Origin of the sequence: Corynebacterium massiliense DSM 45435 (assembly GCF_028609805.1) — a bacterium.
Classification (GTDB): Bacteria; Actinomycetota; Actinomycetes; order Mycobacteriales; family Mycobacteriaceae; genus Corynebacterium; species Corynebacterium massiliense.
Genome location: NZ_CP063189.1, coordinates 1,972,910 through 1,987,021 on the forward strand (window position 1 = coordinate 1,972,910; position 14,112 = coordinate 1,987,021).

At 63.8% G+C, this 14,112-nt stretch carries 11 protein-coding genes; 4 read left to right on the forward strand and 7 right to left on the reverse strand.

Annotation, left to right across the window (positions count from 1 at the left end):
• Complete coding sequence (locus tag CMASS_RS09165) at positions 1–4,038, forward strand: Pls/PosA family non-ribosomal peptide synthetase (RefSeq protein ID WP_022862945.1); 4,038 nt, start codon at positions 1–3, stop codon at positions 4,036–4,038.
• Between the two features lie 529 nt (positions 4,039–4,567).
• On the opposite strand, the gene arsB is transcribed toward CMASS_RS09165, so the two are convergent.
• Positions 4,568–5,611 (reverse strand): ACR3 family arsenite efflux transporter, encoded by a 1,044-nt coding sequence (gene arsB / locus CMASS_RS09170; protein ID WP_027018651.1) that lies wholly within the window; start codon positions 5,609–5,611, stop codon positions 4,568–4,570.
• 224 nt (positions 5,612–5,835) lie between these two features.
• Here arsB and CMASS_RS09175 point away from each other — a divergent pair, with 224 nt between their 5' ends.
• The 3 genes from CMASS_RS09175 (at position 5,836) to CMASS_RS09185 (ending at position 6,805) form a co-directional block, all read left to right on the forward strand.
• Complete coding sequence (locus CMASS_RS09175) at positions 5,836–6,084, forward strand: ArsR/SmtB family transcription factor (RefSeq protein WP_420536132.1); 249 nt, start codon at positions 5,836–5,838, stop codon at positions 6,082–6,084.
• A gap of 215 nt (positions 6,085–6,299) precedes the next feature.
• Positions 6,300–6,518 (forward strand): hypothetical protein, encoded by a 219-nt coding sequence (locus tag CMASS_RS09180; protein ID WP_022862947.1) that lies wholly within the window; start codon positions 6,300–6,302, stop codon positions 6,516–6,518.
• 5 nt (positions 6,519–6,523) lie between these two features.
• Positions 6,524–6,805, forward strand: coding sequence for a hypothetical protein (locus tag CMASS_RS09185; RefSeq protein WP_084684402.1), 282 nt, complete (start codon positions 6,524–6,526; stop codon positions 6,803–6,805).
• Between the two features lie 67 nt (positions 6,806–6,872).
• Here the strand turns inward: CMASS_RS09185 and CMASS_RS09190 are convergent, their stop codons facing one another.
• The 6 genes from CMASS_RS09190 to groL form a co-directional block, all read right to left on the reverse strand.
• Entirely contained in the window at positions 6,873–8,555 is a 1,683-nt protein-coding gene (locus CMASS_RS09190; protein ID WP_022862948.1) for a DUF4073 domain-containing protein, read from the reverse strand.
• A gap of 219 nt (positions 8,556–8,774) precedes the next feature.
• A complete protein-coding gene (locus CMASS_RS09195; protein ID WP_022862949.1) occupies positions 8,775–9,653 on the reverse strand; it encodes an NINE protein in 879 nt (292 codons plus the stop codon).
• Between the two features lie 165 nt (positions 9,654–9,818).
• Positions 9,819–10,718, reverse strand: a complete 900-nt coding sequence (gene ppk2 / locus CMASS_RS09200) for a polyphosphate kinase 2 (RefSeq protein ID WP_022862950.1) — start codon at positions 10,716–10,718, stop codon at positions 9,819–9,821.
• Between the two features lie 122 nt (positions 10,719–10,840).
• Entirely contained in the window at positions 10,841–11,680 is an 840-nt protein-coding gene (locus tag CMASS_RS09205) for a GDSL-type esterase/lipase family protein (protein ID WP_022862951.1), read from the reverse strand.
• A gap of 95 nt (positions 11,681–11,775) precedes the next feature.
• A complete protein-coding gene (locus CMASS_RS09210) occupies positions 11,776–11,976 on the reverse strand; it encodes a hypothetical protein (protein ID WP_156831788.1) in 201 nt (66 codons plus the stop codon).
• A 491-nt stretch (positions 11,977–12,467) separates the two neighbouring features.
• Positions 12,468–14,111 (reverse strand): chaperonin GroEL, encoded by a 1,644-nt coding sequence (groL, locus tag CMASS_RS09215; RefSeq protein ID WP_022862953.1) that lies wholly within the window; start codon positions 14,109–14,111, stop codon positions 12,468–12,470.
• Between the last annotated feature and the right edge of the window lies 1 nt (position 14,112).

Below are 14,112 nucleotides of genomic sequence, written 5' to 3' on the forward strand. Positions count from 1 at the left end.
GTGAACTCGCCCGTCAGTAGTGTAACTGTCCCATCTCAATTCCTTCTGGCCGGGTACGCTCCACGTCCACGCACCCTGTGGGACGTCGTGCAGACCACGGCGGAGCTGCACCCGGACGCCGCGGCCATCGATGACGGCGAGGTGCTCACCTACGCCGAGCTCATCGCGGACGTGCGCGCGTGGGCGAAGGAGCTGCACCGCCAGGGTGTCTCCCGCGGCGACCACATCGGCATCCGCATGTCGTCGGGCCAGCGGGAGCTGTACCTCGCCATCTTGTCCATCATGGCCGCCGGCGCCGCCTACGTACCGGTGGACGTGGACGACCCGGACGAGCGCGCGGACATGGTCTTCGGTGAGGCCGACATCAACGGCGTGTTCACCGACGATGGCTTCCATATGATCCGCAAAAGCGGCGGCGAGCAGGCCGAACCGCGTCCGGAAGATACCGCGTGGATCATCTTTACGTCCGGCTCGACCGGCAAACCGAAAGGCGTTGCGGTCAGCCACCGTTCCGCGGCCGCGTTTGTCGATGCCGAGGCGGCCCTTTTCCTCATCCACCACCCGGCAGGCCCGCTGGGCCCGGATGACCGGGTGCTCGCCGGGCTGTCCGTAGCCTTCGACGCCTCCTGCGAGGAGATGTGGCTTGCCTGGGGCCACGGCGCGTGCCTGGTCCCGGCGCCGCGGTCTCTGGTGCGCTCCGGCATGGATTTGGGTCCCTGGCTCATCCGTCGCGACATCACGGTGGTTTCCACCGTGCCCACGCTGGCCGGCCTGTGGCCCGCGGAGGCGCTGGACAATATCCGCCTGCTCATCGTCGGCGGCGAGGCCTGCTCCGAGGAGCTGGTGCGCCGCCTGGCCACCGATGACCGCGAGATGTGGAATACCTACGGCCCCACCGAAGCCACCGTGGTGGCCAGCGCCGAGAAGATGGAGGCTGGGAAACCGGTATCCATCGGCCTGCCGCTCAACGGCTGGGACCTTGCGGTTATCGATGAATCGGGCAACCCCGTCGGCATCGGCGAGCCGGGCGAGCTCGTCATCGGCGGCGTCGGTCTTGCGCGCTACCTCGATCCGGAAAAGGACGCGGAGAAGTACGCCCCGCTGGAGTCCCTGGGCTGGGAGCGCGCCTACCGCACCGGCGATCACGTGCGTTTGGAAGAAGACGGCCTGTACTTCGTCGGGCGCAAGGACGACCAGGTGAAAATCGGCGGCCGCCGCATCGAGCTCGGCGAGGTGAAAGCCAACGTTGCCGCCCTGCCGAACGTGTACAACTCCGCCGTGGCCGTGCAAAAGACCGGCGCCGGCGAGTCGGTACTGGTGGCCTACGTGTCGCTGGACCGCGCTGACGACGGCTTCGATCACGACGGCGCCCGCGAGCGCCTCGCCGACACCATGCCGGCAGCGCTGGTGCCGCGCATCCACGTCATGGACGAGCTGCCCATCCGCACCTCCGGCAAGGTGGACAAGAAGGCGCTGCCCTGGCCGCTGCCGACTGCCGATGCCGGCCTCGGTGCGGACGCCGGTGCCCTTACCCCGACGGAAGAGTGGCTCGCCGAGCTGTGGAGCGACGTGCTGGGCGTGTCCATCCCGGACGCCAACGTCGACTTTTTCTCCCTGGGCGGCACCTCGCTCGCGGCGGCCACGCTCATCGGCCGCATCCGCGAGCGCTACCCCACCGTGGCGGTGCGCGAACTCTACGATTACCCGCGCCTGGGCCAGTTGGCCCAGCACCTCGCGGGCGACGAGGAACCGCGCCGCGCCAGCTCCCGCGCCGGCGCGAAAAACGCTCAGTCCGGCAAGGCCGGCAAGTCTGGCAAGCCCGGAAAGTCGGGCAGCGCCGCCTCCGCGAGTGCGCCGCACGCCCGAGCCACGGCGCGGCCGAAGCGCCGCGTAAAACCGGTGAGCGTCGGCACGCGCGCGGCCCAGTTCGCCATCCAGCTGGTGGCCATGACGCTGTCCGGCGCCACCTGGCTGGCGTGGACCATGCTGGGCATCAACATGGCGGCCGCGGCCGGCGTGCCGTGGGCGCCGCACCAGCCGTGGTGGCTGGTCATCGCGTTCATCATCATCTTCGCCACGCCGCTGGGGCGCATCCCCATCGGCGGTTTCGGCGCCCGCGCGATCACCGCCGGTATCACACCCGGGGACTACCCGCGCGGCGGTGCGACGCACCTGCGCATTTGGGCGGCGGAACGCTGGACGGATGCCTCGGGCGCCCGGTCCATTTCGGGCGCGACCTGGGTGAACAACTACGCCCGCACGCTGGGCGTGCGCATGGGCAAGGGCGTCGATCTGCACTCCCTGCCGCCGGTGACGGGCCTGCTCAAGTTGGGCAAGCACGCCGCGGTGGAACCCGAGGTCGATCTCAGCGGCTACTGGCTGGACGGCGACGTCCTCCATGTCGGCGCGATCGAGATTGGCAAGAACTCGCGCATTGGCGCGCGGTCGACGCTGTTGCCGGGGGCGAACATCGGCAGTGATGCCCACGTCGAGTCCGGCTCCACCGTCACGGGTGCAAAGAAGGTGAAGTCGGGCCGACGCTGGTCCGGATCGCCGGCGAAGAAGGTGGGGCGCTCCAAGCACCGCTTCCCCGACGCGCACCCGGCGCGCCGCCCGTGGTGGGTGCCCTTCTACGGGCTGACCTCGCTCGCGTTCGCGCTGCTGCCGGTCGCGGCACTCGCGGTGGGCGCGGCGCTCACCGTCTTCCTAGTGGAGCGCACCGGCGGCAACGCGTTCGCCGGCGCCCTCGCCTTCGCGCCGCTGGGTGCGCTTATGGCCTTTGCCACCTACACCGCGCTGACGTGGCTCGGCGTGCGCGTGTTTTCGCTGGGCTTAAAGCCGGGGGTCAACCCGGTGCGGTCGGCGGCGGGCTGGCGCCTGTGGGCCGTGTTCCGCTTGATGGACGATGCCCGCACCCAACTCTTCCCCATGTACGCCGGGCTTATCACCCCGGTGTGGCTGCGCGCGCTCGGCGCGAAGGTGGGCCGCGACGTGGAGGCCTCCACCGCGGTCATGGTGCCGAAGTTCACCGACATCAAGGACGGCTCGTTCCTTGCCGATGACGCCATGGTCGGCGGTTACGAACTCGGCGGCGGCTGGGTCCGCTCCGGCAAGGCCCGGGTGGACAAGCGCTCCTTCCTCGGCAACTCGGGCGTGCTCACCCCGGGGCGCAAGCTGTCGAAGAACTCGCTGGTGGCCGTCCTGTCGTCCACGCCGAAGAAGAACAAGCCGGAGTCCAACTGGTGGGGCGCTCCCCCGGAGCGCATGCGCCGCGTGGCCTCCGACTCGGTGCGCGGCGGCGACGCTGCTTCCGCCGCCGCATCCGCGGCCGAGGCGCGCACCTACCAGCCCGGCGCGGGACTCAAGGTCGCCCGCGGTGTCATCGAGACGCTCCGGCTCTTCGCCCCCATCGCCTCCGGCATTGTCTTCGCCTTCGTCATCGCCACGCTGGTCTACCTCACCGCCGCGCTCGGCCCGTGGCTGGCCTGGGCGCTGTCCGGGCTCGTGTTGATGGCCGCCGGTGCGATCGCCGTGGGCGTCACCGTGGTGGCCAAGTGGGTGTGCGTGGGCAAACACCGCCGCGGCGAGCACCCGCTGTGGTCGCCGTTCGTGTGGCTCAACGAGCTGCAGGACACCTTCGTCGAGTGCGTGGCCGCGCCGTGGTTCTTCAACCACAACGCCGGCACCGGCGCGATGAACACGGCCCTGCGCCTGCTCGGCGCGCGCATCGGCCGCGGTGCGTGGGTGGACAGCTACTGGCTGCCGGAGACGGATCTCTGCCACATCGGCCGCGGCGCCACCGTGGGCCCGGGCACGGTTGTGCAAACGCACCTGTTCCAGGACCGCGTGATGAGCCTGGACGCAGTCACGCTTGGCGATGGCGCCACCCTCGCCGCCCATTCCGTCGCCCTGCCGGCGGCCCGCATTGCGGAGTCCACCACCATCGAGCCCGGCTCGCTGGTCATGCGCGGCGACCAAGTCCCAGCGCACTCCGTGTGGCAGGGCAACCCCATCGAGCCGCGCGGTTTCACCGGGTAATCCACGCGGCGCATTCGCCGCCGCGCTCGGTGCCGCTGGCTCATTCTCGCTGGCTCACTCCGCGGGCACGCTCCCCTCGTCTTCCCGACCAGGGGAGCCTTTTTGTGCAACTAAAGTTGGATGCCCGAAGCAAGAAACAATCAAGAAAAAATTTCCCCAGCTAGTGACAGGTTTTCATCTCCCATCACGGCCGAACTGGCCCGTTGTGTACCGAACGAATCAATAAAAAGAAGCGACCTAAGCGCCATCCGAGGCCACGACTGTTCGCACGCCTGCCGTTAGCCATGAACCCCGGGCCGAGCCCCTGGTCACCAGATCCCCTGGGACCAAGCCTCCACTGCAAATTCGGTGCAGACTAGCGCCGCAAAAGGGCACCAAATCTCGCCTCAGACTGCACCGAACTTGCACAGCCCTACATGAACACGCTCAGCAAGCACCCTGCCAGTAAGCTCGTGCCGCACGCCAGGAGCAACAATCAGTCAGCAAAACGCTTGAACCAAGCGGGGCCTGCCAAGCCCCCTTAGGCCGGCTACTTCGCCGGGACCGTGGAATCTCCGGGAAACACCTTCGGCCCCAGCCACCTCATGACGTAGACCAGCCCCACCAGCACAGGGATCTCGATGAGCGGGCCCACCGTGCCGGCCAACGCCTGAGCGGATGCCGCGCCAAAGGTGCCGATGGAGACCGCGATGGCCAACTCGAAGTTGTTGCCGGCGGCGGTAAACGCCACCGCCGCCGACTGCGCGTAGTTCATGCCGGTCGCCTTAGCCACGCCGAGCCCCACCGCGAACATGCACACGAAGTAGGCCAGCAGCGGCACCGCCAGCCGCGCTACGGTGCCTGGCTGCGCGATAATGTGGTCACCCTGCAGCGAAAACAGCAGGACGATAGTAAACAAAAGTCCAATCAGGGCCAGCGGCGAAATCCGAGGCAAGAACGCCTCCTCGTACCACGCGCGCCCCTTGGTCCGCTCCCCCACCACGCGGGAGACGAAGCCGAGTACCAGCGGGATACCCAAGAAGACTAGGACCGACGACACGATCCCCCAGAAGGAGAAGTCAGCCGAAGCAGTCTCGAGGCCCAGCCACGACGGCAACACCTTAAGGTAGAACCACCCGAACACACCGAACATGACCACCTGGAACAGCGAGTTCAAAGCCACGAGTACGACGGTTGCTTCCCGGTCGCCGCAGGACAAATCGGACCAGACCAGCACCATCGCGATGCAACGGGCAAGCCCGACGATGATGAGCCCAGTGCGCAGCGCCGGCTCATCCGGCAGGAATATCCAGGCGAGCGCAAACATGAATGCGGGGCCAACGGCCCAGTTCAGCACGATTGATACGATCATCAGACGGGTATCGGCCGTCACTTCCCGCGTCTTGTCGTAGCGCACCTTCGCCAGCGGCGGGTACATCATGATCAGGAGCCCCAGCGCGATGGGCAGGGAAATGCTGCCTACTTCCAGTGCTGCGAGTCCGTCCCGCAGGCCTGGAACTAGCTTACCGATGCCCAGCCCCACCGCCATCGCCAGCAAAATCCAAACCGGCAGAAACCGGTCTAAAAAAGACATGCGCGGTTTGTTCTGCTGCCCCGCCGTGTCAGACGCCCCTTGCGCGGCCACGCGGTCCCTCCTTATATCGACGTTCATCAATATAAAACCTAGAGAGGGCGACACGAAGGCGTCAATATAATGGCCCGCATGGCACTACCCGAGAACCCGCACACCGAAGCCCGTGACTGCTGCACCCTGGGTTCTGGCCCCTCACTGCTACAGAGGCCGAAAGCTACGCCAGATTGTTTAAGGTTCTCGCGGATCCGACCCGCCTACGCATCCTGTCCCGCCTCACAGAGAAGGGATGCGCACCCATGACCGTCAACGACCTGACTGTCATGTCTGGCTTGACCCAGCCGACGGTTTCGCACCACCTCAAGCTTCTTTCAGACGTGGGACTTGTGAAAAAGGTGCGTGCGGGGCGCGCCATCACCCATCAGATCTGCCCAGAGCCGTTCGCCCAACTGCGCACCGGACTCCAAATGGGGTAGCCAGCACCCGAAGTCACTCACCAGGCGTCGTTCTACGAAGCACTACCTCCGCACCCTGCGCGAATGCCCCGATAGCATTTAATAATAGACCACCCTTTGCAGCCAACACGGCGTAAAGGAAGTTTACATACTGCACCCCGTATGGAAATATAAGGAGACGCGCTGCCGTTGGACTCTAACGAACCAATAGGCGGCACTCACTCAAGGGAGAGGAGATGAAAACCGTGCAGGCAACAACACTCCCAGACAATGCCAAAGACTGCGGACAATTCGTTCGCTTCGAAGATTCCGCTGGCAAGTTCATTTTCGTAAGCCACGAAGATCTAACTGAAGAAAATCTTGAGCTGTACTCGAACCCGACGGCCCTCGGCGTATTTAACGCTAGTCGCCAGGAATTCCTTGACGGCCAAGCTGTAGACATCGAGTACTTTTAACGCCCGTGTCTAACTTCATAGTCAAGATAACCCCCTCGGCGAATAAGGACGCCAGCAAGGCATTAAAGAAAAACCCGGCAAAGAAACATAAAGTCAATAAGGCAATTGGACGCATGAAAACTCATGGTCCTAATTACCCATCTTTCCGCACGCACAAAATGCAAAGTAGCGATGAACCCCCTACTTTCATTTCGTACATCGAAAATCACACCCCATCAGCATGGCGCATATACTGGTCCTACTGGGGTGAAGAAATTCATATAACTTACATCGGCCCGCACGAGTAAAAGCCTACGAGGCGCCTAGGAAGTAACTACAATTCGCTTCCTAGAGACCCTTGGGGAAGGCGGTTAATTACCGCGCGAAGTCGTGGAACTTCATCATCTTGTGCTTCTTGAAGTCCCACGCCTCCACGCGCACGCGGTCGTCATACACCTTCACGCGCAGACCGGTCGAGTGGTCTGCGGGCTCGGTGACGATCTCTTCGTCGTGGTCGCCGTCGGGCATGAACTCGTTGAGCACCGCGCCGGTGTTCACCACGGGGAAGCCGCGCTTGCCGGCCTCGCCGGTGCCGTCGTAGCGGCGCACGCCCCACCAGTTGTTCTGCTTGAGCGAGGAATGCGAGTGGCTGGTGAACGCGACGATGTTGTTGTACTTGTTCAGCACGTTCGATACCGCCTCGAGGTCCTCGAAGTCGTTCTGGTACCAGGCGGAGTACGACATAGACACGGTCTGCGGCAAAAGCGGGTGGGTAAACACCAGCGCCGGGGTGCCCTTGGCGTCCCAGTACGCCAGGCGGGAGTCCAACCAGTCGAGCTGCTCCTGGGAGATGCGCTGGAACGGTTCCTTGCCGCCGCGGTCGATGTCCGAGTAGTACTCCGTGTTGACCGAAATCAGCGGCACACCGTCGACCACCTCTTCCTTCCACGGCTTGTCCTGCCCGGAGTTCTCCAGGAAGCGGCGCATGTAGGTCTCGGAGCCTTCGTCGCCGTACATCTCGTGGTTGCCGATGGTCCACAGTTCCTTCCCGGAATCGTGTGGGGTGTCCTTGTGCGCCTGCATGAACGCGTCCCACTGCTCCTTCGAGCCGTTGTCCACGAGGTCGCCGTTGAGCACCAGCGCACCGGCCTTGTCCGGCATCGCGTTGAGCTGTTTGACCGCGTCGCGGTAGTCGTCGTTGTCGTCCTGGGTGTCGGACAGGACATCGATAATCGCCTGCGGCTTCCCACTGACCTCCCCGAGCGGCTCAGCCACGGAGACATTGTCCACCGCCCACCAGTAGTCATTGTTGCCGCCGCGGTAATCGAAGTGAATCTGCATCGACGTCGCCCCGGCGGGCACCTCCACGTCGAAGGCCTCGTGGGCGCTGAACTGGTCGGCGTCGAAGACCTTGAGTTCCTGCTTCTCGCTGCCGTCGAAGCTGACGCTCACCACGGCGTCCTGGCCTTTATCGCCCTGGCGGTAGTGGTGGTCGAACTCCACCGAGACCTTGTCGCGGCCGGCCACGCCCACCTCCGGGGAGACCAGCGAGGCGTCCATGTGGTCCTTGTCGTTGAGACGCTGCTGCTCGGAGTCGATGATGGCCAGCTGGTCGTGCGCCTGCGTGAAGTAGTGCCGCTTGTCAGTGCCCGCGGCCCAGGTCCAGTCCCGGATGGTGGACAGTGCCCAGCCGTTCCACCGGGCCTCGCCGGAGTGGACGCCTTCGCTTGACGATGTCCATCCTTCCGGCACCCGATGCGTAAACTTCGCCGGGTTGTCCACCCCGTCGAAGTCCTCCGACCAGAGCACCTCGCGGTGGTGCGACGCCGGGGCCGCATCCGGACCGGGCGCGGGCGTTCCGTTCGAGTCTGAGCCGCGATCACCGAACGGGTTCGACGACAAGTTGGACGACAACGACGAGGACGCCGCCGACTGCGCGTGAGCTACGGGCACGACAGAGCCGAAGGAACCGAGCGCAACAGAAAGCGCGCCGACCCCCGCAACGGCGGGCAGGACGGCACGGGAAAAGAAGTGAGTAACAGGGAATTGAATACGCATGGGGATAAATGTCCCACACGCAGGGTACGGGGCCGTGAACTATGAATGAAATTTATCCCAACAGACCTCGCACCGGAAGCGCAGGAGCGCCTTAAAGAAACTTTTCCGCGTCCTTTGGTTAGATTCGAGCCACTGCGTGTCACCCATTGAAAAGCGGTAAGAACTTCGTGAACGGGCGGGCTATACCGCCCGTTCGTCTGAGCTCAAGGGATCGTCTCCCTATTGCAGTGGTCGACCGTACTTGTCCTGCTTGAACGGACCGTTACCGGTGAACGCCATGACGACATCTGCAACCCACCAGACGAAATCAATCAGCAAGAAAATGATACCGATAAACGGAACGAAGCAGAGTACGGTCACCGCGATACGGCCGATTCCCATCATTGGGTTGTCATTGTAGAAGTGGTGAATACCAAGTCCGCCCAAGAAGAGCGCGAGCAAGCCCGCGACCAGCTTGGTCTTATCCGATACTGCACCCGGGTAGCCCTGGTGAGGCGCCACCGGATAGCCCTGGTTTTGCGATGCCGGCGGGTATCCCTGCTGCCCACCTGCGGCCGGCTGCCCCTGCTGGAAACCCTGGCCCGGGTTCTGGCCGTAAGTTTGCTGACCCGACTGACCGAACTGCCCCGGCCCCGACGGGCCGTTCTGCGGGCCATGCTGCAGACCCTGGCCATACGTCTGCCCTGCGTTGAAATCCTGCCCCTGGCCCTGCCCGTACTGGCGCTCCTCGCGGTCCTTCGGGAACGGCGCATGCGTGGGCTGCCAGCCCTGCTGGGAGTAGCCGTGCTGGGCGGAATCGCCCTGCGCCGAGAAGCTCTGCGCAGAGTATCCCTGAGCCGCGGAGCCCTGCCCCTCCGCGTGCTGTGACGCGGACGAACCTGCATCCCCACCGGTGAATTCGTCACGCGAAACGCGGTGCGAGCCCGCCATGGGGGAAGCAGATTCGGAGCCCGGACTGCCGAAGTTGGTCTCGGAGCTCAGGAAGTCTGAGTTGTCGCGGTGCTTCCCGCTACCTAGGGAATCGCCGGCGTTGGAGTTGGTGCTGTCGTCGTTACGGAATGGGTTTTCTGGAGTGGACTGCTCATCGGAATTCGCCATAGCCGTTACAGTATCTAACTCACCGATTAAACGGCCGTTTGACAGCTAAAGTTCACTTCCTGTTAAGCAACAGGCAATTCCGGCGCCTAACGGCACAAATAAACGAGGCCCCACCCCAACGCTTCACCGCGCTTCAAGGGTGAGGCCTACGGAGGCGACTTTTAGCTAGTCGCCGATCTGGTCGCGCCCACGCTTGACGATGTTCGGGTCCGGCTCCCCGACCACCTCATGGTCCTTGTTCGTGTACTCGAACTTGGACAGCACGTAGCGCATGGCGTTGATGCGGCCACGCTTCTTGTCGTTGGACTTGATGGTGATCCAGGGCGACTCGTCGGTGTCGGTGTAGCGGAACTGCTCTTCCTTGGCGCGGGTGTAGTCGTCCCACTTGTCCAGCGACGCCAGGTCCATCGGGGACAGCTTCCACTGGCGCACCGGGTCGATCTGGCGGATGGCGAAGCGGGTGCGCTGCTCCTTGCGGGTCACGGAGAACCACAGCTTGGTCAGCGAAATACCGGAGCCCAGGATCATGTTCTCCAGCATCGGGACCTCGCGGAGGAACTCCGCGTGCTGGGTCTCGGTGCAAAAGCCCATGACGCGCTCGACACCGGAGCGGTTGTACCAGGAGCGGTCAAAGAAGACGATCTCGCCGCCGGATGGAAAGTGCTCGATGTAGCGCTGGAAGTACCAGGAGGTGGACTCACGCGGCGAAGGCTTTTCCAGCGCCACGGTGCGAGCACCGCGGGGGTTGAGGTGTTCGTTGAAGCGCTTGATGGTGCCGCCCTTGCCCGCGGCGTCACGGCCTTCGAAGATGATGATGTGGCGCTGGCCGGTTTCCTTGGTCCAGTTCTGCCACTTCAGCAGCTCAATCTGCAGGGCGCGCTTGACCTGCTCGTACTCGTCGCGGGACATGCGCTCGTCGTACGGGTAGTTCTCGCGCCAGGTTTGCACCTCGTTGCCGTCAGGGCCGAGGAGCGTGGGATCATCCTCATCCGTTTCATCGACGACGTAGCCGTCGGTTTCAGTGAGGTCAATTTCCGGCAGGTCGTCGTCTTTGAGGTCAGCCATGAGCACCAGCTTAACGATGTTTCACTCACCATAGGGCCACAATCTCCACCTCCGGGGACACTCTTTACTCAGTGTTCACTCGGAGGGACGCGGCCCTCGCCCGTGGGCCGCGCGGTACGGGCTTAGCTGTTGGCGATGACGTCAGCGATGTGGGCGTGGCCGCGGGAGTTCGCGTGGAACGGGAGGTTGAATGCCGGGCCGGTAGTGTCGATGACGCCAGCGAACTCACGGGACTCGTCCGGCCCGCACATCCCGTTGAACTCAGTGGACGGCTTCATGTCAATGAACTCGGTGCCGGTGCGCTCGGCGAGGCCACGCTGCATGTCCTGGGCGATGTTTTCGAAGTCGGTGACCATCGGCAGGTGGATAGGCGGAGCCGGCACGAGCTTGTCATCCACGACGTGGAGTGGGCACACGTTGCCGTCCTTGGAGATGGTCGGGTAGCCGACCATCTGGATGCGGGCGTTCGGCGCGGCAGCCTTGTTCTGCTCGACAACCGGAGCTGCCTCATCGATGTAGTGCTGGATGCGCTGGCCACCATCGCCGAACTTCTCGCTGTACGAGTCGTTAAACCCGACGGTGATAATGACGCGTTCGGTGCTTGCGTTCAGCGCGCCGTCCTCAATCGCCTTGGCAGCGTGGTCCTTGAACAGCTTGTTCCTCTCGCTGGACACGGTCAGTCCGGTGCAGGAGTAGTCGTCTACCGGAAGGCCCAAGCGCTGCCCTGCCTGCTTGGCGTAGTTATTCGGGCTAGTCGGGCAACCGACTGGAGATGCCTTGGTAGCTTCTGTCTCCTGGCCGACCCAGTACGGGGCCCAGTCCCCTACCCAGGGATCGGCAGTGATCGAATCGCCAATAGCGACAAGGTTGCCCTGGCCTTCCTCGGCTAGAGCGTGCGGGGCAGAAACAAGGCCTGCAGCCATAGCAGTTGCTACGGCGATGCGGCGGGCGCGCTTGAACATGATTCCGTCTACTCCTAGGTCTCCAGTTGTAAAAGTTTTAGATATGCCAAAGCCCCGACCCTGAAGGCCGGGGCAGAGGACTTTAGGAGTTCGTCTTATGCGAACATGCCGAGCAGCTTGGAAGCGCCCTCAGCGATGGAGACGATCGGCTTAACGACGGAGTACAGGTCGGTGAAGCCGTTGGTGAAGAGGTTCTCGATGGTGGAGAAGCCGAAGTCCAGGTCGGAGGACAAGACGTAATCAAGGTTCGATTTCTCACGCCGCCGCGGCAGAGTCTCCACGGCCGGATGCGTCAAAAGTATTTCTCACTCGAAAAAAGCCTCTACCAGCAAGTTAATCCGCTGTTTGCGTGACGCGGCAACATTTAACCCGTAGTTACGTAACGCTCGTCGGCCCGCTCTCGATGTTGCACAACCGCTGAAAACTTTCTTGAAAATTTCGTCGAACCCCGTCTCAGGCACCCAGCCTTTACCCTATTCCGGGGGTACCGGGGCATCTCCAGAGTGACCCATGCGACCCGTGAGACAAACGAAACCGCGTTCACACTTACTCGCTTGTGACCAGAAAAGCGCACTTAAAGGTAGAAATTTTCCGCTGCGCGAACGTAGGGCGCGACGCTGATTCACGTCGAGACGGCGAGAGCGGGCATCGACACGCGCTGCAGCCCTTAGAAACGCCAAAAGACCCTGCCCTCCCAGACGGGAAAGACAGGGCCTCTGCGAGCGTCTCAGCGGCTCTCAGCGGGGCTGAGAGCGTCGCTGGGCTCTGGGTTAGGACGAAGGCTTTCTTAGAAGCCCATGCCGCCCATGGCATCGGCATCCGGCATGCCAGCGTTGGACTGCGGCTCCGGCTTGTCCGCCACGACTGCCTCGGTGGTGAGGAACAGGGCGGCGATGGAGGCCGCGTTCTGCAGGGCGGAGCGGGTGACCTTCACCGGGTCGTTGATGCCGGCCTCCATGAGGTCGACGTACTCACCGGTAGCCGCGTTCAGGCCCTGGCCGGCCGGCAGGGAGGCGACCTTGTCGGCCACAACGCCCGGCTCGAAGCCGGCGTTGTACGCAATCTGCTTCAGCGGTGCCGACAGCGCCTCACGGACGATCTTCACGCCGGTGGCCTGATCACCGGTCAGATCGGTCAGCGAATCCAGCGCCTGCGCCGCCTGCAGGAGGGCGACGCCGCCGCCGGCGACAATGCCCTCGTCCACGGCAGCCTTGGCGTTGCGCACGGCATCCTCAATGCGGTGCTTGCGCTCCTTGAGCTCGACCTCGGTAGCGGCACCGACCTTGAGCACAGCCACGCCGCCGGACAACTTGGCCAGGCGCTCCTGCAGCTTCTCGCGGTCGTAATCGGAATCGGAGTTCTCGATCTCCGCGCGCAGCTGCTTGATGCGGCCGTCGATCTGCTCCTGGGAGCCAGCGCCCTGCACGATGGTGGTCTCGTCCTTGTTGACGACGACCTTGCGGGCCTGGCCGAGGTGCTCGAGGCCGGCGGTCTCCAGCTTGAGGCCGACCTCCTCGGCGATGACCTGGCCGCCGGTGAGGATGGCCATGTCCTGCAGGGTGGCCTTGCGGCGATCACCGAAGCCCGGGGCCTTCACGGCGACGGACTTGAAGGTGCCGCGCAGCTTGTTGACCACGAGGGTGGACAGGGCCTCGCCCTCGACGTCCTCGGCGATAATCAGCAGCGGCTTGCCGGACTGCATGACCTGCTCGAGCAGCGGGACCAAGTCCTTGACGTTGGAGATCTTGGAGGAGACCAGCAGGATGTACGGATCCTCCAGGACCGCCTCCTGGCGCTCCATGTCGGTGGCGAAGTAGCCGGAGATGTAGCCCTTGTCGAAACGCATGCCCTCGGTGACCTCGAGATCCACGCCGAAGGTGTTGGACTCCTCGACGGTAATGACGGAGTCCTTAGCCACGGAGCCGTTGCCCACGGCGTACATGGCCTCTGCGATCTTCTCACCGATAGCCGGGTCCGCGGCGGAGATGCCAGCGGTGGTGGCGATCTGCTCCTGCGTTTCTACTTCCTTCGCGGAATCCAGCAGGGAGTCAACCACCTTCTTGGTCGCTGCCTCGATGCCGCGCTTGATGCCCATCGGGTTGGAACCAGCCGCGACGTTGCGAAGACCCTCGCGGACGAGCGCCTGGGCCAGAACGGTAGCGGTGGTGGTGCCGTCGCCGGCGACATCGTCAGTCTTCTTCGCGACTTCCTTGACCAGCTCGGCGCCAATCTTTTCGTAGGCGTCCTCGAGCTCAATCTCCTTCGCGATGGAGACACCGTCATTGGTGATGGTCGGCGCGCCCCAGGACTTTTCCAGGACGACGTTGCGGCCCTTCGGGCCGAGGGTGACCTTGACGGCATCGGCAAGAGTGTTCAGTCCACGCTCGAGGCCGCGACGGGCCTCCTCGTTGAAGGCGATCTGCTTTGCCATA